The organism is Symbiopectobacterium purcellii, from assembly GCF_052050035.1.
GTDB lineage: Bacteria > Pseudomonadota > Gammaproteobacteria > Enterobacterales > Enterobacteriaceae > Symbiopectobacterium > Symbiopectobacterium purcellii_A.
The window spans coordinates 199,263-219,842 of record NZ_CP189882.1 but is presented as its reverse complement, the minus strand read 5'-3'; the positions used below and the strand labels follow the sequence as shown (position 1 = coordinate 219,842).

General features: G+C 49.2%; 19 protein-coding genes and 6 pseudogenes. 18 read left to right on the top strand and 7 right to left on the bottom strand.

Going from position 1 to position 20,580, the window contains the following annotated elements; translation table 11 throughout:
• Positions 1-8: 8 nt before the first annotated feature.
• The 3 genes and pseudogenes from ACQGXV_RS02640 to ACQGXV_RS02630 form a co-directional block, all read left to right on the top strand.
• A pseudogene (locus ACQGXV_RS02640) lies at positions 9-1,013 on the top strand (IS256 family transposase); the annotation flags it as partial.
• Positions 1,014-1,199: 186 nt separating this feature from the next.
• Positions 1,200-1,418, top strand: a pseudogene (locus ACQGXV_RS02635) (transposase); the annotation flags it as partial.
• The gene (locus tag ACQGXV_RS02630) at positions 1,396-1,581 is read left to right on the top strand and encodes a hypothetical protein (RefSeq protein ID WP_440864799.1); all 186 of its coding nucleotides are present in this window, start codon (positions 1,396-1,398) and stop codon (positions 1,579-1,581) included. The pseudogene ACQGXV_RS02635 and the gene ACQGXV_RS02630, both read left to right, overlap by 23 nt.
• 80 nt (positions 1,582-1,661) lie before the next feature.
• Here ACQGXV_RS02630 and ACQGXV_RS02625 read toward each other — a convergent pair.
• Together ACQGXV_RS02625 and ACQGXV_RS02620 are read right to left on the bottom strand one after the other, a co-directional pair.
• Positions 1,662-2,457 (bottom strand): annotated as a pseudogene (locus ACQGXV_RS02625) (IS3 family transposase); the annotation flags it as partial.
• A gap of 197 nt (positions 2,458-2,654) precedes the next feature.
• A complete protein-coding gene (locus ACQGXV_RS02620) occupies positions 2,655-2,954 on the bottom strand; it encodes a transposase (RefSeq protein ID WP_440864798.1) in 300 nt (99 codons plus the stop codon).
• A gap of 83 nt (positions 2,955-3,037) precedes the next feature.
• Here ACQGXV_RS02620 and ACQGXV_RS02615 point away from each other — a divergent pair.
• The 8 genes from ACQGXV_RS02615 (at position 3,038) to acpS (ending at position 10,813) form a co-directional block, all read left to right on the top strand.
• A protein-coding gene (locus tag ACQGXV_RS02615; RefSeq protein WP_440867178.1) for an IS5 family transposase occupies positions 3,038-3,882 on the top strand; the annotation gives its coding sequence in 2 pieces (ribosomal slippage) (positions 3,038-3,383 and positions 3,383-3,882; 846 coding nt in all).
• 264 nt (positions 3,883-4,146) lie between these two features.
• Positions 4,147-5,946: a translation elongation factor 4 gene (lepA, locus tag ACQGXV_RS02610; protein ID WP_440864797.1), complete on the top strand. Its 1,800-nt coding sequence runs from the start codon at positions 4,147-4,149 to the stop codon at positions 5,944-5,946.
• A 16-nt stretch (positions 5,947-5,962) separates the two neighbouring features.
• Positions 5,963-6,970 carry a signal peptidase I gene (gene lepB, locus ACQGXV_RS02605; protein WP_440864796.1) on the top strand — a complete coding sequence of 336 codons (1,008 nt, stop codon included), beginning with the start codon at positions 5,963-5,965 and terminating at the stop codon, positions 6,968-6,970.
• A gap of 246 nt (positions 6,971-7,216) precedes the next feature.
• Complete coding sequence (rnc, locus tag ACQGXV_RS02600) at positions 7,217-7,897, top strand: ribonuclease III (protein ID WP_440867177.1); 681 nt, start codon at positions 7,217-7,219, stop codon at positions 7,895-7,897.
• Positions 7,894-8,799 carry a GTPase Era gene (gene era / locus ACQGXV_RS02595; RefSeq protein ID WP_440864795.1) on the top strand — a complete coding sequence of 302 codons (906 nt, stop codon included), beginning with the start codon at positions 7,894-7,896 and terminating at the stop codon, positions 8,797-8,799. Before rnc ends, era begins: the two co-directional genes overlap by 4 nt.
• A gap of 11 nt (positions 8,800-8,810) precedes the next feature.
• Positions 8,811-9,548, top strand: coding sequence for a DNA repair protein RecO (recO, locus tag ACQGXV_RS02590; RefSeq protein WP_440864794.1), 738 nt, complete (start codon positions 8,811-8,813; stop codon positions 9,546-9,548).
• Positions 9,549-9,662: 114 nt separating this feature from the next.
• The gene (gene pdxJ / locus ACQGXV_RS02585) at positions 9,663-10,394 is read left to right on the top strand and encodes a pyridoxine 5'-phosphate synthase (protein WP_440864793.1); all 732 of its coding nucleotides are present in this window, start codon (positions 9,663-9,665) and stop codon (positions 10,392-10,394) included.
• Positions 10,394-10,813, top strand: a complete 420-nt coding sequence (acpS, locus tag ACQGXV_RS02580; protein ID WP_440864792.1) for a holo-ACP synthase — start codon at positions 10,394-10,396, stop codon at positions 10,811-10,813. Before pdxJ ends, acpS begins: the two co-directional genes overlap by 1 nt.
• Here the strand turns inward: acpS and ACQGXV_RS02575 are convergent.
• Positions 10,788-11,048: pseudogene (locus ACQGXV_RS02575) on the bottom strand (YfhL family 4Fe-4S dicluster ferredoxin). The gene acpS and the pseudogene ACQGXV_RS02575 overlap by 26 nt on opposite strands.
• Before the next feature lie 186 nt (positions 11,049-11,234).
• On the opposite strand from ACQGXV_RS02575, the pseudogene pdeH reads away from it, so the two are divergent.
• A pseudogene (pdeH, locus tag ACQGXV_RS02570) lies at positions 11,235-11,910 on the top strand (cyclic-guanylate-specific phosphodiesterase); the annotation flags it as partial.
• 1,121 nt (positions 11,911-13,031) lie between these two features.
• Entirely contained in the window at positions 13,032-13,406 is a 375-nt protein-coding gene (locus ACQGXV_RS02565; RefSeq protein ID WP_440864791.1) for a transposase, read from the top strand.
• A gap of 6 nt (positions 13,407-13,412) precedes the next feature.
• On the opposite strand, the gene ACQGXV_RS02560 is transcribed toward ACQGXV_RS02565, so the two are convergent.
• Positions 13,413-13,946 carry an IS630 family transposase gene (locus ACQGXV_RS02560; protein WP_440862665.1) on the bottom strand — a complete coding sequence of 178 codons (534 nt, stop codon included), beginning with the start codon at positions 13,944-13,946 and terminating at the stop codon, positions 13,413-13,415.
• Positions 13,870-14,235, bottom strand: coding sequence for an IS630 transposase-related protein (locus tag ACQGXV_RS02555; RefSeq protein ID WP_440862584.1), 366 nt, complete (start codon positions 14,233-14,235; stop codon positions 13,870-13,872). Before ACQGXV_RS02555 ends, ACQGXV_RS02560 begins: the two co-directional genes overlap by 77 nt.
• Positions 14,236-14,276: 41 nt before the next feature.
• On the opposite strand from ACQGXV_RS02555, the gene ACQGXV_RS02550 reads away from it, so the two are divergent.
• A complete protein-coding gene (locus ACQGXV_RS02550; protein WP_440864790.1) occupies positions 14,277-15,140 on the top strand; it encodes an IS3 family transposase in 864 nt (287 codons plus the stop codon).
• Between the two features lies 1 nt (position 15,141).
• On the opposite strand, the gene ACQGXV_RS02545 is transcribed toward ACQGXV_RS02550, so the two are convergent.
• Positions 15,142-15,738 carry an EAL domain-containing protein gene (locus ACQGXV_RS02545; protein ID WP_440864789.1) on the bottom strand — a complete coding sequence of 199 codons (597 nt, stop codon included), beginning with the start codon at positions 15,736-15,738 and terminating at the stop codon, positions 15,142-15,144.
• A 471-nt stretch (positions 15,739-16,209) separates the two neighbouring features.
• Between ACQGXV_RS02545 and ACQGXV_RS02540 the strand changes: the two genes are divergently transcribed.
• From ACQGXV_RS02540 to ACQGXV_RS02525, 4 genes are all read left to right on the top strand, one after another.
• Entirely contained in the window at positions 16,210-16,572 is a 363-nt protein-coding gene (locus ACQGXV_RS02540) for a helix-turn-helix domain-containing protein (RefSeq protein ID WP_440864788.1), read from the top strand.
• 9 nt (positions 16,573-16,581) lie between these two features.
• Positions 16,582-17,505: an IS5 family transposase gene (locus tag ACQGXV_RS02535; RefSeq protein WP_440864787.1), complete on the top strand. Its 924-nt coding sequence runs from the start codon at positions 16,582-16,584 to the stop codon at positions 17,503-17,505.
• Positions 17,506-17,574: 69 nt separating this feature from the next.
• Positions 17,575-18,147, top strand: coding sequence for a transposase family protein (locus ACQGXV_RS02530; protein WP_440864786.1), 573 nt, complete (start codon positions 17,575-17,577; stop codon positions 18,145-18,147).
• Positions 18,148-18,182: 35 nt separating this feature from the next.
• On the top strand, positions 18,183-19,394 hold the full coding sequence (locus ACQGXV_RS02525; protein ID WP_440864785.1) for an IS256 family transposase: 1,212 nt from the start codon (positions 18,183-18,185) through the stop codon (positions 19,392-19,394).
• A 153-nt stretch (positions 19,395-19,547) separates the two neighbouring features.
• On the opposite strand, the pseudogene ACQGXV_RS02520 reads toward ACQGXV_RS02525, so the two are convergent.
• Positions 19,548-20,459, bottom strand: a pseudogene (locus ACQGXV_RS02520) (LapD/MoxY N-terminal periplasmic domain-containing protein); the annotation flags it as partial.
• Positions 20,460-20,580 lie beyond the last annotated feature (121 nt).

Below are 20,580 nucleotides of genomic sequence, written 5' to 3'. Positions count from 1 at the left end.
ATAACAAAATGCCTATCAGCAACGAACTTATTGACCAACTGCTTCAAGATTGTCACTCCCCTCAGGATCTGCTGGGTGAATCAGGCCTACTCAAGGTGCTGACTAAAAGACTGGCGGAACGGGTTCTTGAAGCTGAGATGGAGATGCACCTTGGGTATGCTAAGCATGACCCGGCAGGTAATCATTCAGGCAACTCCCGCAATGCCAAGACATCCAAGAGCGTACGTAGCCAAAATGGGGAGATCGAGCTCGATATTCCGCGCGACCGCAACAGTACCTTCGAGCCGACACTGATCGGTAAGAACGAAAAACAGCTTAACGGCTTCGATGACCGCATTATTTCTCTCTATTCCAGAGGGTTATCAACCCGTGATATTCAGGCACACTTTAAAGAAGTCTACGGGGTCGATGTTTCCGCTGGCTTCATTTCTCAAGTGACCAATGCTGTGATGGATGACGTTAAGCGCTGGCAGCAACGGCCGCTGGATGCGCTTTATCCCATTGTTTACCTTGACTGTATTGTTGTCAAAAGCCAGGACGGCGGAGCCGTGGCCAACAAGTCTGTTTATCTGGCCCTCGGCGTCAACGGCCAGGGCGAAAAAGAGCTGCTGGGGCTATGGATAGCCAAAACTGAGGGGGCCAAGTTCTGGTTATCTGTGATGACAGAACTGAAAAATCGTGGGCTAAAGGACATCTTCGTCGCCTGCTGCGATGGCCTGAAAGGCTTTCCTGATGCCATTGAAGCTGTTTACCCGCATACGCGGGTACAGCTCTGCATTGTGCATCAGGTACGGAACTCGCTGCGCTACGTCGGCTGGAAAGAGCGTAAGGCCGTTGCTGCTGACCTGCGCACCATCTATAGTTCCGCAACGCTAGAGGGCGCTGAAGAGGCCCTGGATGCCTTCGCGGCCAAATGGGATGAGCAGTTCCCGACGATCAGCCCGTCGTGGAGAAATAATTGGGAACGTCTCATCGTCATTTTTGACTTTCCGCCGGAGATCCGCAAGGTTATCTAGGCTTTGTTGAATAATTTAAGATACTGATTTATATAAGCATTATAAAATTTCAACGACTAATTTTTCCTCTCGGAATGCTTTTTATTGTGCTAACTATTTGATTTGTCGTTCTAACAAAATACATTCTCTGTAAATGCATTCTAACTAAAGAAGATGTAAATCAAACGGTTAAATTATTCAACAAAGCCGGTTATCTACACCACCAACGCGATAGAGTCGTTAAATGCTTCATTGCGCAAGATAACGAAAACGCGACGAATATTTCCAACGGATGACTCGGTGATAAAATTACTCTATCTAGCCTTGCATAATATCTCTGCTAAATGGACCTTGCCAATCAGAGACTGGAAACCTGCTATGAGCCAATTCATGTTGATGTATGGAGAACGAATCTCCGGTTAAGCAATGGAGCCATTTACACAAAATTCTTTACAGACTCGCCATCGCGGGTATCAAGCGCCTCGGTTGCATGACCCAAATTTTACGGAATCGTAGACCCTTTATTGATGATACCTTCTTACTCCTTAGCGCCGGTCTTTGGAATTTCCATCTCAGAACAGCGTAAAATTTACTTCAATCACCGAAACACCCTTATTTCACTATTAAGCAACACGCTTAATGGAGGATTGAGCAGTGCTAAAGCTTTGGCACCCATTCAGTCTTCAGACTACGGAAGAATCGCTCCATCGGACTATTATCCCAACAATTTCCTCTGCGACTCATACTTTGGGTCATCTGATAACGCCACAATGCCTGCCTATACTGACGACTGGTGTAATGGCTTCCTTGGTCACTATGAAACATGACTTGTTTGGGATGCCCACGCAGTTCCCAAGCCATTTGTAGTGCTTTGGCTGTTAATTCTGAATCTGGCGAAAACGACATTGCCCAACCCACGGGTTTTCGGGCAAATAAATCTAATACCACCGCCAGATACGCCCATCGGTCGCCTGTCCAAATATAGGTTACATCGCCGCACCAAACCTGGTCAGGCTTGGTATAGCCAACCGACTTAAAAATGATTACATCCTATGCCCTGATATGCGGCAAAGAAGCATAGCTGGCTGTTATCAAAATAATGTCGCTTGGCTATAACAGCGAACTGCCTATTGAGCAGATTTGGAATATCAATACGTTCATTTCCACCGCGGTTGTATTGATGTTTTCTTGTTTGGCAACTAACGAGGGTTAATTCTTTCATCAACTTACCCGCTAACCACCGCCCAAGTTTCACGTCGTGTGTATTGGTAACCATCGTGGCGATAGTCCTTGCGCCCGCAGACCCGCCACTAACGTTCCACGCTTCGCTGACCAGGCTACGTTTTATCGTCCGCTCAATATCTGGCTCCTTAGGTCGACACCAATAGCGATAACTGCTTCGGTGAACATTAAAAATACGACACAACGCTTTCACTGGATAAAGCGCTCTTAGCTTTTCAACGGCTTTGTTGAATAATTTAACCGTTTGATTTACATCTTCTTTAGTTAGAATGCATTTACAGAGAATGTATTTTGTTAGAACGACAAATCAAATAGTTAGCACAATAAAAAGCATTCCGAGAGGAAAAATTAGTCGTTGGAATTTTATAATGCTTATATAAATCAGTATCTTAAATTATTCAACAAAGCCCTTTTCAACTACCGAGAATTTTTCAGTGAGTCGGACATTAAGAGCGCAGTAGCCTTTTTTAAGATGGCATTCTCCATTTCCAGTCGGTGGATTTTTTTCTTCATTTCTCTGAACTCAATTTGTTCAGGTGTTAATGGCAGACCAGGCGATGTTTTCCCTTGACGTTCTAAACGAAGGGATCTTACCCACCGGCTAATCGCTGAAAGACTGACGTTCATGGCTTTCGCGGCTTCCTGGTAGGTATAATTTTGGTCAAGGACTAATTTGGCGGTTTCACATTTAAATTCAGCAGTAATTATTTTACTCATTTTGGCACCTATAAAAATTATGAGGTAAGCATATCACCTCTACTTAGGTGGCCAAATTCAGTATGCCACTACAACTTTGGATTATGGCTCGCTACGATCTTTCTGATGAAGCATGGGCAATCATTGAGCCCTTGTTACCAACCGTTTTGACATCTCCGCAGGCAGGCCGGCCATGGGCAGAACATCGCAAAATCGTCAACGGCATGTTCTGGATACTGTGTTCAGGTGCCCCATGGCGTGATTTACCTGAACGTTACGGCCCATGGAAAACCGGTTATAACCGTTTCAATAGATGGTCAAAGTCTGGAGTTATTAACATTATTTTTAATAAGTTACTTTCATTTCTTGATGCTCATGGACTTGTTGACTGGTCAGCCACTGCGCTGGATGGCAGCAATATCCGTGCGCTCAAATGTGCGGCTGGCGCTCAAAAAAACATCCCGATATTACCAACGATAACAGCCTGGGTCGCTCACGAGGTGGTTATGGCACCAAAATCCACATGGCGACTGACGGAAGCGGCATCCCGCTAAATATCGTACTGAGTGCTGGGCAGGCTCACGAAAGCCTGTTCGCGTTACGACTCCTGGACGGCATTGGCGTGCAACGGCAGAACGGTAGCATGAAGCGTCGTGGTCATGCGGTACTGGCTGACAAAGCCTACTCTGGCAATGCACTCCGTAACGAGTTGAAAAGAAAAGGGATAAGAGCGGTTATTCCCCGAAAATCAAATGAAAAACTGGCTTCAGATGGACGCTCACAACTTTATAGTGATGCTTATCGCCGTCGCAACGTTGTAGAAAGATGTTTTGGCCGTTTAAAGGAATATAGACGGATTGCCACACGTTATGAAAAAACGGCAAGAAACTATCTAGCAATGGTGAAACTGGGCTGCATCCGCTTGTTTTACGCCCGGTTACGTAATTAAGGGACACAGCCTAACATAATTGGGATTGGCCAGCCAGTTTTCCACGCTGGTCGCTTCCGGCACCGATTCGCCATCTTCCAAAAGCATTTCTTTGCGCTTGTCGAGGTGCTACGCTCAAAGACCTAGGCAATTAGTTTCTTCCGCGTAACGCGTATTCAATGTAAGATAGCGGCGCTATTCTATGCGGTAGCCTTGAATTTGTGTCCACAAATGTGTCCATTAAATAGAGAGTCTAAGTATTTATCTGGATAAAAAACTATAAAAATGAAGCATATACGAAATTTCTCCATTATTGCCCATATCGACCACGGTAAGTCGACGCTTTCTGACCGCATCATTCAACTTTGCGGCGGTTTATCTGACCGCGAAATGGCGGCGCAGGTGCTGGACTCCATGGATCTGGAACGTGAACGCGGCATCACCATCAAAGCGCAAAGTGTAACGCTGGATTACCATGCGAAAGATGGCGAAACCTACCAACTGAATTTTATCGATACACCGGGGCACGTTGACTTCTCTTATGAGGTTTCACGTTCTCTGGCGGCGTGCGAAGGTGCGCTGCTGGTGGTGGATGCAGGCCAAGGCGTAGAAGCGCAAACGCTCGCCAACTGCTATACCGCGATGGAAATGGACCTGGAAGTGGTCCCGGTGCTCAACAAGATTGACCTGCCCGCCGCCGATCCCGAGCGTGTGGCAGAAGAAATTGAAGATATCGTCGGCATTGATGCCACCGATGCTGTACGCTGCTCGGCGAAAACCGGCGTTGGCGTGCCTGATGTGCTTGAACGTCTGGTAAAAGAGATTCCACCGCCAGAAGGCGATCCTACTTCGCCGCTTCAGGCGCTGATCATCGACTCCTGGTTTGACAACTACCTCGGTGTGGTCTCTCTGATTCGCATCAAAAATGGTTCGTTGCGCAGGGGCGATAAAGTGAAGGTCATCAGTACCGGTCAGGTGTATAACGCCGATCGTCTGGGGATTTTCACGCCGAAGCAGGTCGATCGCGATGTGCTTAATTGTGGTGAAGTGGGTTGGCTGGTGTGCGCCATCAAAGACATTCTTGGTGCCCCGGTGGGGGATACCCTGACACTGGCTCGTCAACCGGCTGATAAAGCGCTACCGGGCTTCAAAAAGGTTAAACCGCAGGTATATGCGGGTTTATTCCCAGTCAGTTCTGATGATTATGAGAACTTCCGCGACGCGTTGGGCAAACTGAGCCTCAATGACGCCTCTCTGTTCTACGAACCGGAAACCTCAACCGCGTTGGGCTTCGGTTTTCGCTGCGGCTTCCTGGGCCTCCTGCACATGGAGATTATTCAGGAACGTCTGGAGCGTGAATACGACCTGGATTTGATCACCACGGCACCGACCGTCATTTATGAAGTCAAGACCACGCGTCAGGAAATTGTCTACGTTGACAGCCCTTCCAAGCTGCCGCCGCTCAACAACATTGAAGAGCTGCGTGAGCCCATCGCGGAATGCCATATGCTGTTGCCGCAGGAATACCTGGGCAACGTGATCACCTTGTGTATCGAGAAACGTGGTGTGCAGACCAACATGGTTTACCACGGCAATCAGGTATCGTTGACCTATGAAATTCCGATGGCGGAAGTGGTGCTCGATTTCTTCGATCGACTGAAATCGACCTCGCGTGGTTACGCATCGCTGGATTACAGTTTCAAACGTTTCCAGGTCTCTGACATGGTGCGCGTTGACGTGATGATTAACGCCGAGCGTGTCGATGCGTTAGCGCTGATTACCCACCGCGACAACTCACAGTATCGTGGTCGTGAGCTGGTGGAAAAAATGAAAGAGCTGATCCCGCGCCAGCAATTTGATATTGCCATTCAGGCGGCCATCGGTAACCACATTATCGCGCGTTCGACCGTGAAACAGCTGCGTAAAAACGTATTGGCGAAATGTTACGGCGGCGACGTGAGCCGTAAGAAAAAGCTGTTGCAGAAACAGAAAGACGGTAAGAAGCGCATGAAACAGGTCGGCAACGTTGAATTGCCGCAAGAAGCCTTCTTGGCCATTCTGCACGTCGGCAAAGAGAGCAAATAAACCCTAAGGAGTTGGCATGGCCAATATGTTTGCCTTGGTTTTAGCGCTGGCGACGCTTGTCACCGGCATTGTCTGGTGTTTTGAACGCTTTAAATGGGCACCGGCACGCAAGGCGAGAGCGGAGGCGGCGCTGAGCGCGCAGCAGGATGGGGCGCTGAGCGCGCAGCAGGATGGGGCGCTGAGCGCGCAGCAGGATGGCGGTACGGGCGTTGTGACCATCAAACAGCCCGGTTGGATTGAAACCTGCGCGTCGGTGTTTCCGGTATTGGCGCTGGTATTTTTTGTGCGCTCCTTTGTTTACGAACCGTTCCAGATACCGTCGGGCTCAATGATGCCGACGTTGCTGATTGGCGATTTTATTCTGGTGGAGAAATTTGCCTACGGCATCAAGGCCCCCATTACGCAGACGACGTTAATCCCGACCGGGAGTCCGCGACGCGGGGATGTGGCGGTATTCAAATATCCTGAAAATCCGCGTCTGGATTATATCAAGCGTGTGATTGGTTTGCCGGGTGACAGGATTTCTTACGATCCGCTCAGCAAACAGGTTACGGTGCGTCCTGCGTGTGAAGGCTCGGCATGTGACAGCGCTGTCGCGGTGACCTACAGCAACCTCGACGCCAGTGATTTTGTCCAAACGTTCGGCCGTCCAGGTTCGGAATCGAGCAGCGGTTTCTACGCGCTGCCTCTCGGTGAGGAAAAACCGGGCGGCGTGCGGATGGGCGTTCGTCAGGAGACGCTGGGTGATGTCTCGCACCGCATTCTGGTGGTGCCGGGTAGCCAGGATCAACTGGGAATGTACTACCAGCAGTCGCGCCAGCCACTGGCCACGTGGGTGGTGCCAAACGGGCACTATTTCATGATGGGTGATAACCGTGATAACAGCGCCGATAGCCGTTTCTGGGGCTTTGTGCCGGAGAAGAATCTGGTCGGTCGCGCAACGGCAATTTGGATGAGTTTCGAGAAACAAGAAGGTGAATGGCCAACAGGCGTACGTCTGAGCCGAATTGGTCGAATTCATTAATCACCGTGATAAACCCGCAGCATTATTTTTGGGTACGTTGTAGAATTGTTGTAACTCCGACAACATTCACCGTGGCAGGTAGCCTCTTGTGACGGTGAATGTAGCGAGAATAAACGAAAAACGCAGGCTCCGTTCGGAGCCAATGCAAACGAAACAGCTTTGTTCCCCTATCCCCTGTAAGAGCGATGCGGACAGCGCTGTTTCGTATGCTGCGGTAAATAGGTATTGTTGATCTATTGGTTACACATGAACCCCATCTTAATAAATCGGTTACAAAGAAAGCTGCGCTATACTTTCCAGCAGTACGACCTGTTATTGCAGGCGTTAACGCACCGCAGTGCCAACAGCAAACACAATGAGCGCCTGGAGTTTCTTGGTGACTCCATCCTGAGCTTTGTGATTGCCAATGCACTTTATCATCGCTTTCCTCGCGTCGATGAAGGGGATATGAGCCGTATGCGCGCTACGCTGGTGCGCGGCAATACGCTGGCGGAAATTGCGCGTGAATTCGAATTAGGTGAATGCCTGCGCCTTGGCCCCGGCGAATTGAAAAGCGGTGGTTTCCGCCGTGAGTCTATTTTGGCTGACACGGTCGAAGCGTTGATTGGCGGTATTTTTCTGGACAGCGATATCCAGAATATCGAAAGGCTGATTCTGAATTGGTATCAGACCCGATTGGATGAAATCAGTCCTGGGGATAAACAAAAAGATCCCAAAACCCGGTTGCAGGAGTTTCTGCAAGGGCGTCATCTGCCATTGCCTACCTATCTGGTGGTGCAGGTGCGCGGTGAGGCACACGATCAGGAATTTACCATCCATTGTATGATCAGCGGTTTTAATGAACCGGTGATTGGTACGGGCTCCAGCCGGCGCAAGGCGGAGCAGGCGGCAGCGGAACAAGCGTTGAAAATACTGGAGATTGAATGAGCGAAGAACAAACCTACTGCGGTTTCGTCGCAATAGTTGGGCGACCCAACGTGGGCAAATCCACGTTGCTGAACGAACTGCTGGGGCAAAAAGTCTCCATTACTTCGCGCAAGCCGCAAACCACGCGCCACCGTATTATGGGGATCCACACGGAAGGCCCTTATCAGGCCATTTATGTGGATACGCCGGGGCTGCACATTGAAGAAAAACGGGCGATAAACCGTCTGATGAACCGTGCAGCCAGCAGCTCTATTGGTGATGTTGAGCTGATCATCTTTGTGGTGGAAGGTACGCACTGGACTGACGACGACGAAATGGCCGTGGGTAAATTGCGCGATCAAAAACGCCCGGTATTGCTGGCAATCAACAAGATTGACAATGTGACGGACAAAACCAAGTTGCTGCCGCATATCCAGTTTTTAAGTGAAAAAATGAACTTCCTCGACGTGGTTCCTCTTTCTGCGGAAAAGGGCATCAACGTTGACACCATTGCCAGCATTGTGCGCAAACACTTGCCTGTGGCAGAGCATCACTTCCCGGAAGATTACATTACCGATCGTTCGCAGCGCTTTATGGCAGCTGAGATTATTCGTGAAAAACTGATGCGTTTTCTCGGTGAAGAGTTGCCCTATTCGGTGACCGTTGAGATCGAGCGTTTCGTGACCAACGATCGCGGCGGCTATGACATCAATGGGTTGATTCTGGTTGAGCGCGATGGTCAGAAGAAAATGGTGATCGGTAATAAAGGCGCAAAGATCAAGACGATCGGCATTGAAGCGCGTCAGGATATGGAAGCCATGTTCGACGCCAAGGTGCATCTGGAGCTGTGGGTGAAAGTGAAATCCGGCTGGGCGGATGACGAACGCGCATTGCGCAGCCTGGGTTACATCGACGACTTATAAGGTTAACGCCGATGGAAGGCTGGCAGCGCGCGTTTGTCTTGCATGGGCGACCTTACAGTGAAACCAGCCTGTTGCTGGATCTTTTCACGGAAGACGAAGGGCGAGTACGCGTGTTAGCCAAAGGCGCGCGTGCGCGTCGCTCTCCGCTAAAAGGGTGTTTGCAACCGTTCACGCCACTGTTGGTTCGCTGGGGTGGACGCGGTGAAGTCAAAACCTTGCGTAATGCTGAACCGGTATCACTGGCATTACCGCTCACCGGCGTGATGTTGTACAGCGGCCTCTACGTCAATGAATTGCTTGCTCGCGTACTGGAGCATGAAACCAATTTTTCCGCACTCTTCTTCGATTACCTGCATTGCTTGCAGCAACTGGCGGCGTTGAGTTCCTCGCCGGAACCGGCACTGCGCCGTTTTGAACTGGCGCTGTTGGGCTATCTCGGTTATGGCGTTGATTTTCTCCACTGTGCAGGCAGCGGGGAACCCGTTGCAGACACCATGACCTACCGCTACCGCGAAGAAAAAGGGTTTATCGGCAGTATGATCGTGGATCAGCGCAGCTTTACCGGCTATGAGCTGCGCGCGCTGGCGGCGCGGGAATTTCCTGACGTGCAAACCCTGCGGGCGGCGAAACGCTTTACGCGTATGGCGCTCAAACCCTATCTGGGCGGCAAGCCGTTGAAGAGCCGTGAACTGTTTCAAAAATCTGCCGTTTTACGTTTCCGCACGCCGCCTGTGGCAAAAGAAGAATGACCTGAGCGGTAAACCTTTCAGTCGCGCACTATCCAAAGATTACCGCAGTGGTAACGAACCGAAAGGCCAGTGTACACTGATCGTCTAACGGTGATTCTTTTGAGGACTGGTTTCATGGCAGAGCTTTTGCTGGGTGTAAATATCGATCATGTGGCGACCCTGCGCAATGCGCGCGGTACAGCGTACCCCGATCCGGTGCAGGCGGCGTTTGTTGCTGAGCAAGCTGGGGCGGATGGTATAACGGTTCATCTGCGTGAAGATCGCCGCCATATCACCGATCGCGATGTGCGTTTGTTACGCCAAACGTTGCAGACGCGCATGAACATTGAGATGGCAGTGACGGAAGAAATGCTGGCGATTGCCTGCGAGCTTCGTCCTCATTTTTGTTGTCTGGTGCCTGAGAAACGCCAGGAAGTGACAACGGAAGGCGGGTTGGACGTCGCGGGTCAACTGCCGCGCATGACATCAGCCGTGGCCCGTTTGCACGAGGCGGGGATTCTGGTATCCCTGTTTATCGACCCCGAACGCGTGCAAATTGATGCCGCTGTAGCCGTTGGCGCTCCTTATATCGAAATCCATACCGGTGCTTATGCTGATGCACAGGACGATACGCTGCGCCAGCAAGAGTGGGCACGTATTCGCGATGCGGCGGTTTATGCTGCCAGCAAAGGGATCAAGGTAAATGCCGGGCATGGCCTGACCTACCACAACGTGCAGGCTATTGCCGCGCTGCCTGAAATTCATGAGCTGAATATCGGTCATGCGATTATTGGTCGTGCTGTCATGAGTGGCTTGGCAGAGGCAGTCGCGGAGATGAAAGCATTGCTGCGGGAAGCCCGTCGTTAATGGCTATTCTGGGACTTGGCTCGGACATTGTTGAGATCGCCCGTATCGAGGCGATCATCGCCCGATCCGGCGATCGCCTGGCGCGCAGAGTATTGTCCGCGCAAGAGTGGGCGCACTATGAAAAACACCCGCAGTCTGCCCGCTATCTTGCCAAGCGCTTTGCGGTTAAGGAAGCGGCGGCGAAGGCCTTAGGCACCGGTATTAGCCAGGGCTTGGCTTTCGATCTATTCGACGTCTTCAACGATGCGCTGGGTAAACCTTGCTTGCGACTTTGGGGGCACGCGCAATTGATGGCGGAAAACTTAGGGGTGCAGGAGATACATGTGACTATCGCCGATGAGCGGCACTATGCCTGTGCCACAGTGATCCTTGAGGGAGAGAGAAAACGTCCTCTCACAGACGATCGGCGTGATGCATAACAACAAACTTTTCCCATAATTGCTCCTGCGTTTCCACTTGTTGCGGGTCACGAATGATTGTATTGTCAATCGGGCATACCTTTTGACAGGTAGGCACATCGTAGTGGCCCACACATTCTGTGCAACGCAGCGGGTCTATTTCATAGGTGTCCAATCCCATGGAATTTGCCTGATTGGGACATTAAGGTTCGCACATGTCGCAGTTAATGCATTTAGGGGTGATCAGTAATGCCATTTCTTTATACCTTGCAAAACCAGCTGCGGATTATACTCGTAACCTAGTAGCGGAGCACTCTCTTTCCCCGATATCTCTCGCATAAAATAGCGTAATAAGCCAAATAACGAATAAAGTTTTCTGTGGCTTTGCCGATATCCACTTTTCTAAGTATAAGCAGGCTAATAAAGTATCACATCAGGTCTTATGACAAAATGTATCGGGCAGCAGGGGAATTTAGGGGTTATACAAGCACTGCCTTCTGAACTAGGGGACGCGGCAGCTTTTGAACGCCAGTATTGGCATCACTGTCAAAGACGCTACAACTTTCAGCCTATTTATCGCACCAGTGGCAAACTGTTGGCGATAGAGCTGCTTACTGCTGTGTTTTCGCCAGCGTTTCCACAGCGTTTTGTGTCACCTGAAACCTATTTTGCCAGTATCAATGTGGCTGAGCGGTTACAGGTGGTGATTGAGCAAATGCAACTTCTGTCGCGTTGGCATCCTCGCTTTATTAAGGATGGTATTCTGGCGTCCGTCAATGTGGATGGGCAAACGCTGCATGCCTTACAACAGAGCCATGAAGCGAAGCAGTTGATCGCCTCGATGCCCTGGCTTCGATTTGAAATCGTGGAAAATCAGGGGGGTACTCTCGCAAGAAGTCTTGACGATGTTTCCTGAAATGCGCCACCTATGGCTGGATGATTTCGGCGCGGGCGTAGCCAATTTTTCGTCGCTGATGCAGGCGCAATATGACTGTCTCAAAGTGGCGCGCGAGCTGTTTATTTTGCTGCAAAAAAGTGAGGAAGGCCGTCAATTGTTCCCGTCGTTGGTCGCGCTGCTGTCCCGCTTTTGTAATCACGTGGTGGTTGAAGGGGTAGAAAGGCTTTGTTGAATAATTTAAGATACTGATTTATATAAGCATTATAAAATTTCAACGACTAATTTTTCCTCTCGGAATGCTTTTTATTGTGCTAACTATTTGATTTGTCGTTCTAACAAAATACATTCTCTGTAAATGCATTCTAACTAAAGAAGATGTAAATCAAACGGTTAAATTATTCAACAAAGCCGGGTCGAAACGCAGGAAGAGTAGGGCATGGTAACGCAAACGCGGGCTGATGCGGTGCAAGGGTATTTCCTTTCTCGCCCGCAGCCTTTTGAGAATTTTAGTGAGCTGAAATCTTCGTTGTAACCCGTGCAGAGCCAGTTAAATCGGGTAGCGCTGTATCACTGTTAGCGCGTTGGTTACGTGACACGATAATTTACATTTTATTTATCCCTTTCCTCGCGTGGTGCTTTTTCGCCGTTTGTTGTCCTGTCTGACACTCAAACGTTAAAAATAGTGATTCATTTTGTTAGATTAGCTCTTTTTATTGTTTGATTCTTGTGATTTTTTCAGCAATGGTGTTTTACATTGTTAATGATTGGTGGAATGAACCTTGCCGCTCCTCATCTTCATGGGGCTTCAAGGGGTGAAGGTGATAAGTGAAACGATTTTGCATTGATGGTAACTTTATGAATATAATGAGAAAATAGGTTTTTTATTTAATGAGAGCGATCAATTACCGTGTGGTAATGGATTTTATTGATTAAAACAGTGATGTCTATTGGTGTGATTGATTTCCTTACAGAATTTTGATGTTCAAAATACGTAACATTGAAATTCGTAAGTTTTTTATTTCATTAGATAAACTTATAACACGAGTTGTTATTCATCACCTTACGCTAATTAAAGATACTCTGTTTGGACTTGTTATATTTATTTACACACAGTGATAGATGGGGGCTTTATGCTGATGTTCCTATGTTTTTGAATTCATCTGAACACAGGAGCGTTTTTTCATCCCTCCCTCCCGCTCTCCGCAAAACTGCCGATCCCGAATCTGTATGGGAGAGCGGCGCTTTGTCTGTGGCCCCATTCCCACTCGAAACGCAACAAAGTGACCCACTTGCCAGAGTCGGATAAAATCACCGTTCTGGCCATACTGGAGAGCCTGTTGCATGCAGGGAAAACATCTGACTCAGAAAGAACGGTTCTACATCGAAAAGCGGCGTGGTGAAGGTGTCAACCAAGCTACCATCGCCAGAGAGCTTGCTCTGCCTCGCTCGACCATCAGCAGGGAACTCAGACGCAATACCGACCCTACTTTCAATGGTGTCTACTGCTGTAGAAGGGCGGACACTCTGGCCCGGGAATGCCGTCATAAGCCTCTGCCAAACAATGCTTTTTACCCGTTGGAGCCACACATTCAGAACTTCATCAGGCAGGCGCTTTCCACTCACTCTTCACCTGAAATCATCAGTGGCCGTTTGCACCTGGAATTCGGTATATCTGTCAGCAAGAATACGCTATATCGCTATAGCCAAGCGACTTAATTTTGATTACACCATATGGACTGAGAACAAACTCTCTGTATCGCAACCCATCTCTCTTTTTTTGCTTTTTGCTTGTGCCCATTTATGCTCAATTGGGTTAAGATCTGGCGAATATGTAGGCAAATACTCCACCATATACCCTGCATCGATGATGACTTGTTGAATATTATGTTTTTTGTGAAAAGTGGCATTGTCCATCATGATTACACTGTTTTTAGGGAGTACTGGGATAAGGACTTGTGTGACCCAGGCATAGAAAACATCGCTGTTAATATTGATATCAAATAATCCGATAGCAAACAGCGTTGTGCCTAATAAAGCGCCGATAACATTTGTTCTTCCCCTAGCTCCCCAGTTCTTCAGGCCAAAACACCGTTGACCTTTTGGGGAATAGCCGTGAGTCCGTGGGGCATCGTGTGAAAAACCACTTTCATCAATAAAAACAATAGGTTTACCTTCTTTTTCATACTGTTGTTTTTTTTGTTGAAATCCCTGCCGGGCGTTTTCGTCGGCTTTCGGATGACGTAGAGTTTTTTTTATAGGTCAATCCCAGCTTTTTAAGCGCTTGCCAAATGGCCTTCTGACAAACGCCAAAACGCTCTGCACGTTCTTTTTGGTAAGCATCTGGATATTGTTCAACATCTTTTATCAACTCGGATTTATCGATCTTTCGCTGACGCGTGGTCGATGCTTTTGACTCTATTTGATTAATCCAACGCGATACAGAGGCAGGGCCAATCCGAAATTGCTTCGCTGTTTCTCGGATACTCAACCCTTCGTTTTTCCGTGTAGATATCACTTTACGTCTAAAATCAATTGAATAGCTCATTTAAATAATGTAATCAAAATTAAGTCGCTTGGCTATATGTCGTGAGATACCGGTTCATTCTCGACAATGCCACTGACTTTAGCGTTCGTACACTCTGTCGGGTCATGCGTGTGACGGCCTCTGCCTGGTATGCATGGCGAAAAAAGCCCGCCGAACCGCTGCAAAAAGACGTGGAGGTCCGGGTCAGGTTAAAGGCGCTGTTCGCCGCCAGCAGGCAGGGAGCAGGAAGCCGGACGCTGGTCAAAAGGCTTCGTGGAGAAGGCATCATAATCAGCCGCTGGCGGGTGAGGAAACTCATGCAGGAAGAGGGGCTGGTCTGCCGACAGCGCCGGACTTATAAGGTCACGACAAAACCCCGCCCGGGTGCAGAGGTGGCCCCAAACCTGCTGAACCAGAATTTTAACCCGCCGGGGCCAAATCAGGTGTGGGCGAGTGACATCACGTATCTGAAGACCGGTGAAGGCTGGCTGTATCTGGCGGCTATTATGGATTTGTACTCCCGGCAGATAGTGGGCTGGCAGGTGGACAGACGGATGACCTCATCGCTGGTCTGCGGGGCCCTGATGAAGGCATATAACCTGCGAACTCGCCCGCCGGGCCTGGTGGTGCATACGGATAGGGGGGCGCAGTACACGGGACAACGCTTTCAGGCGCTGCTGAGCAGCTACAGGCTGAGGAGCAGTATGGGAGACGTGGGTGCCTGCTGGGATAATGCGGTGATGGAGCGCTTCTGGGGCAGTCTGAAACATGAATGGTTGCTGCTGGTACCCCAGCCAACACGGGCTTACATGGAGCAGTATGTGGCGACGTATATCCGCTACTACAACCTAGACAGGCATCATGCCGCTAACGGGGATCTGTCTCCGGTGCGTTATGAACAAATGGCTGAGAAAAAAGTGTCCTGATTTACTTGACCAGTGCAATCAGCGGTAAATCAATGCTGTTGGCGGTGCGGTAAAGGGCTTCAATAAAAACCTTTTTATCGTTTTCCCGATCGATATTGCGAATGTAGCTGCCATCAATTTTCAGGTAGGCAAGCCCCCATTGCGCCAGATTACCTATCAGGTTAAAACGTCCGCCGAAGTGCTGTAGCCCCAGTTGGCAACCGTATTCGCTGAGCAGTGCGATCAGCGCTTCAAGATGATGGGTTTCCGGTAACTGGTTTTCATCCAGCTCAAGGAGCACGCGACGTGCTCGCTCGGGATGGCCCTTAAGCGGTGCCAGCATTTGCGTCAGCAGGTTTAAATCCAGCACGGTGCTGCCCGACAGACTCAGCGCCAGCGTGCCAGAGCTACGTGACAGATAATCCAATGTTTGCTTTACCATCACCTGATCTAACAGGGCATTCCAGCCAAAACGCTGGATCCAGGGGAGGAAAAATCCCGCAGCGATGCTGTTGCCCTGCTCATCGTTGATACGCGCCAGTACCTTATGATGGAGCACCTCACCGGGGGGGAGCGCAGCGGCAAACCGGCTGGAAGAACAGTTGCAGGCGTTCCTCATTTAGCAGGGTATCCAGGCGATTAAACCACAGGTGGCGATCGGCTTCCGCCGGCGAATGGGCCTCATTTTCCGCCAGCGGCGCGTGATGCAACGGGGAGCTTTCTGCCCGCGTGAGTGCGTGGTCACCGGCTTTGTTGAATAATTTAACCGTTTGATTTACATCTTCTTTAGTTAGAATGCATTTACAGAGAATGTATTTTGTTAGAACGACAAATCAAATAGTTAGCACAATAAAAAGCATTCCGAGAGGAAAAATTAGTCGTTGAAATTTTATAATGCTTATATAAATCAGTATCTTAAATTATTCAACAAAGCCCCATGCAGGGGCACAGCAGGGCAAATTCGCCGCCGCGCAAACGGGCTAGTACGCTCTCCTGCTCGGCATAAAACTAGTTGCTGAATAGAGACTTGCATTTTTTGTCAGGCTATTGAGAATAAAAAGAGGTTTAACTTAGAGAATAAAGGTTTGAAATGATCAACAAAGAGCGGTTGTTACGAGATAATCGTTTATGTAAAGCAATCATTGGATTATCAGTCGAAGAATTGAAAAATTTAGCCGCTGAATTTTCAGCTTGTTATTTGATTTATCGGAAAAAGAATCGAAAAGATCACGAGTGGCAGATGGGTGCAGGGCAGAAAGGATTTATCCCAACCCCATTAGATAAACTGCTTTTTATTTTATTGTATTTAAAATGTTATCCGACCTATGATTTGCAAGGACTTCTTTTTGGTTTAGATAGAACACGGGTATGTCGCTGGGTAAAAATGGCTTTGTTGAATAAATCGAACTTTCAGGGGATCGCCGGATCAAAGCACTATCATCGCTCCCGATAGCAGCTCCCCATGGCAAAGCAAAAGTTTAAAATCACCAACTGGCCCACCTACAACAAAGCACTCAGACAACGCGGCTCCCTGACGGTCTGGCTTGATGAGTCGGCCATCGCTGCATGGACTGACAGTGCTTCGCCTGAAGGTCGTGGTCGGCCGCTTTACTACACCGATATGGCTGTTACCACGGTTTTGATGATAAAGCGCGTGTTTAACCTGTCGCTCCGGGCATTACAGGGCTTTGTCGACTCGGTTTTTACACTGATGAGCCTGCCACTGCGCTGCCCGGACTACTCTCTGGTCAGTCGGCGGGCAAAAACCGTCAGTATCAGCATAAAAACGCCAACGCGTGGTGAAATCTCGCATCTGGTCATCGACAGTACCGGTCTGAAGGTCTTTGGCGAAGGTGAATGGAAAGTCAGGCAGCATGGGGCTGACAGACGAAGAGTGTGGCGCAAGCTTCATCTGGCAGCAGACAGTGCGACGCATGAGATTATCTGTGCCGACTTATCGCTCAGCGGAACGACAGATGCGCAGGCACTGCCGGGCCTGATTAACCAAACCCACCGAAAAATCAGGGAAGTGTCAGCAGACGGTGCTTATGACGCCCGTTACTGCCACGATGCGTTGCTAAGAAAGAAAATCAGGCCCCTTATCCCGCCGCGAAGCGGAGCCAAATACTGGCCGGACAAGTACCATAAACGTAACCATGCGGTGGCGAATCAGCGTCTGAGCGGGAGTAATGATATGTGGAAAAAGAAAGTGGGTTATCACCGGCGTTCAGTGGCAGAAACAGCGATGTTCCGCATAAAAACTTTGCTGGGTGGCCATCTGAGCCTGCGTGACTATGAGGCTCAAGTAGGTGAAGCCATAGCGATGGTCAAAGCGCTGAACCGTATGACGTTGTTGGGTATGCCACACAGCGTCAGGATAGGATAACAGGTGTAGCAGAGGGAGTCATCCTGTCGGCTAATTCTGATTTATTCAACAAAGCCGGTAAAAATATTATTGCCGGTTTTAGAGATGACCTTGGGGCGAGAATGTGTTTTGCCCGCTCGTCAAATTCGCTCTGCTGAGGAATTTTTTCGCGCCTTCCCTGGAGTTAAAGACGTCTTTATTGATGGGACAGAGCGACCTGTCCAAAAGCCTAAGAATCTGCGTCGGCGAAAAAAAATGTATTCGGGAAAGAAAAGACAGACCACTCGAAAAGGGCTTATTATGACTGACGAAACAAGGCAAATTGGATTTATCCCCATGAGCAAAAATGGGCGCCGTCACGATAAACGCTTACTCGATAAAGTCGATATAATTCGCCATATTCCTCCTGAGGTAACCATCTGGGCAGATACCGGTTTTCAAGGTATAGATAAACAGCATCCTAATACACAAATCCCAAAAAAAGGAACTCGAAACAGACCTTTATCGCCTGAACAAAAACAAGAAAATAAAATAATCTCGGGCATCCGTATTACAGTTGAACACGCCATCGCGGGTATCAAGCGTCTCGGTTGCATGACCCAAATTTTACGGAATCGTAGACCCTTTATTGATGATACCGAGAGTGTAAAAAGATCTGTGTAAATGGCATTTTGAGGAAAACCTTCAGAGGACAAAAAATGCCTATCAGCAACGAACTTATTGACCAACTGCTTCAGGATTGCCACTCCCCTCAGGAGCTTCTGGGTGAATCAGGCCTACTCAAGGAACTGACTAAAAGACTGGCGGAACGGGTTCTTGAAGCTGAGATGGAGATACACCTTGGGTATGCTAAGCATGACCCGGCTGGTAATAATTCAGGCAACTCCCGCAATGGCAAGACATCCAAGAGCGTACGTAGCCAAAATGGGGCGCTCGAGCTCGATATTCCGCGCGACCGCAACAGTACCTTCGAGCCGACACTGATCGGTAAGCACGAAAAGCAGCTTAACGGCTTCGATGACCGCATTATTTTTCTCTATTCCAGAGGGCTATCAACCCGTGATATTCAGGCTCACTTTAAAGAAGTCTACGGGGTCGATGTTTCCGCTGGCTTCATTTCTCAAGTGACCAATGCCGTGATGGATGACGTTAAGCGCTGGCAGCAACGGCCGCTGGATGCGTTTTATCTCATTGTTTACCTTGACTGTATTGTGGTCAAAAGCCAGGACGGCGGAGCCGTGACCAACAAGTCTGTTTACTTGGCTCTAGGCATCAACGGCCAGGGCGAAAAAGAGCTGCTGGGGCTATGGATAGCCAAAACTGAGGAGGCCAAGTTCTGGTTATCTGTAATGACAGAACTGAAAAATCGTGGGCTACAGGACATCTTCATCGCCTGCTGCGATGGCCTGAAGGGCTTTCCTGATGCCATTGAAGTTGTTTACCCGCATACGCGGGTACAGCTCTGCATCGTGCATCAGGTGCGGAACTCGCTGCGCTACGTCGGCTGGAAAGAGCGTAAAGCCGTTGCTGCTGACCTCCGCACTATCTATAGTTCCGCAACGCTAGAGGGCGCTGAAGAGGCCCTGGATGCCTTCGCGGACAAATGGGATGAGCAGTTCCCGACGATCAGCCCATCGTGGAGAAATAATTGGGAACGTCTCATCGTCATTTTTGATTTTCCGCCGGAGATTCGCAAGGTTATCTACACCACCAACGCGATAGAGTCGTTAAATGCTTCATTGCGCAAGATAACGAAAACGCGACGAATATTTCCAACGGATGACTCGGTGCTAAAATTATTCTATCTAGCCTTGCATAATATCTCGGCTAAATGGACCCTACCAATCAGAGACTGGAAACCGGCTATGAGCCAATTCATGTTGATGTATGGAGATCGGATTTCCGGTTAAGCGATGGAGCCATTTACACGAAATTCTTTACAGACTCATGATACTTCTTACTCCTTAGCGCCGGTCTTTGGAATTTCCATCTCAGAACAGCGTAAAATTTACTTCAATCACCGAAACACCCTTATTTCACTATTAAGCAACACGCTTATAGAGCTTTTGCGCGGTACGCATCATTTTCGCCATGGTCTCCAGCAGTGAATCGGTGCGTTGACCGCCGAGCCGTTGGTTGAGGCCCGCAAGATCCTGTATGCGAATCATGATGAGGTAGCCCGGCGGTGTCTCTTCATTGCTGCTTTTGTCATTAAACTGCATCTCAAAGGCACGACGGCTAGGCAGCCCGGTTTGCGGATCCTGATAGGCTTCTTGACGTAAGCGTTCACTTCGCTAGGCTTCTTCTTCAAACAGCGTCTTCAGCTTACTGACCATCAGGTTCATGGCCTGCGCCAGGCGGCGGAATTCGGGGGTACTGGGCAAATCCGGCTGAGTGAGGTATTCGCGGCGGGTGATCGCCAGCGACTGTTTCACCATGTAATTCAAGGGGCGCAACTGGCTGCGCAGTAGCAGCGCGCCAATCAGTAAGCCGAATGCGGCACAGCCCAACAGCCATAGGGCGCCCGCGGAGGTGCTTTGCCACAGACGGGTAATGGCGAACATCGGGTGGCTGACCACTTCCACTTTTGCTGCCTGCTCCCACCCGCGCATTACGATGGCCTCGCCATTGCCCGGCGTCAGATTGACCAGCCGTACAAACCAGGCTGGAACATTGGGAATTTCTGGCGAGGCGATGCGTTCCAGTGTGATGTCACCGGTTTTAATATCGCGCACGCGAATGCTGGAAAAATAGCCGCTATCAAAAATCGAACTGACCATTAATTCCACCATGGCCGGATCGTCGATATTGGGCGTTAGCGACAATCCCAATGCGGTGGCAGCATCCTGCGCGTGGGATTGCAATTGATTATTCGACTGCTCGCGTGAATTTTCCAGGCTGACAAAAAAACTGCCGCTAAAAATCACCAGCACGAATAAGCCGATGGCTATCAAAAGTTGTTTGTATATAGCCAAGCGACATTATTTTGATAACAGCCAGCTATGCTTCTTTGCCGCATATCAGGGCATAGGATGTAATCATTTTTAAGTCGGTTGGCTATAGAGACATAGCCTAATCCTACTCTTCAAGAGAAAA

Coding starts and splice junctions, on each gene's coding strand:
- ACQGXV_RS02535 (WP_440864787.1), top strand. CDS start 16,582: ATGGCAAAGCAAAAGTTTAAAATCACCAACTGGCCCACCTACAACAAA.
- ACQGXV_RS02555 (WP_440862584.1), bottom strand. CDS start 14,235: ATGAGCTATTCAATTGATTTTAGACGTAAAGTGATATCTACACGGAAA.
- ACQGXV_RS02525 (WP_440864785.1), top strand. CDS start 18,183: ATGCCTATCAGCAACGAACTTATTGACCAACTGCTTCAGGATTGCCAC.
- recO (WP_440864794.1), top strand. CDS start 8,811: ATGGAAGGCTGGCAGCGCGCGTTTGTCTTGCATGGGCGACCTTACAGT.
- ACQGXV_RS02630 (WP_440864799.1), top strand. CDS start 1,396: ATGGAGAACGAATCTCCGGTTAAGCAATGGAGCCATTTACACAAAATT.
- pdxJ (WP_440864793.1), top strand. CDS start 9,663: ATGGCAGAGCTTTTGCTGGGTGTAAATATCGATCATGTGGCGACCCTG.
- ACQGXV_RS02565 (WP_440864791.1), top strand. CDS start 13,032: ATGCAGGGAAAACATCTGACTCAGAAAGAACGGTTCTACATCGAAAAG.
- ACQGXV_RS02545 (WP_440864789.1), bottom strand. CDS start 15,738: ATGAGGAACGCCTGCAACTGTTCTTCCAGCCGGTTTGCCGCTGCGCTC.
- ACQGXV_RS02540 (WP_440864788.1), top strand. CDS start 16,210: ATGATCAACAAAGAGCGGTTGTTACGAGATAATCGTTTATGTAAAGCA.
- rnc (WP_440867177.1), top strand. CDS start 7,217: ATGAACCCCATCTTAATAAATCGGTTACAAAGAAAGCTGCGCTATACT.
- lepA (WP_440864797.1), top strand. CDS start 4,147: ATGAAGCATATACGAAATTTCTCCATTATTGCCCATATCGACCACGGT.
- acpS (WP_440864792.1), top strand. CDS start 10,394: ATGGCTATTCTGGGACTTGGCTCGGACATTGTTGAGATCGCCCGTATC.
- era (WP_440864795.1), top strand. CDS start 7,894: ATGAGCGAAGAACAAACCTACTGCGGTTTCGTCGCAATAGTTGGGCGA.
- lepB (WP_440864796.1), top strand. CDS start 5,963: ATGGCCAATATGTTTGCCTTGGTTTTAGCGCTGGCGACGCTTGTCACC.
- ACQGXV_RS02620 (WP_440864798.1), bottom strand. CDS start 2,954: ATGAGTAAAATAATTACTGCTGAATTTAAATGTGAAACCGCCAAATTA.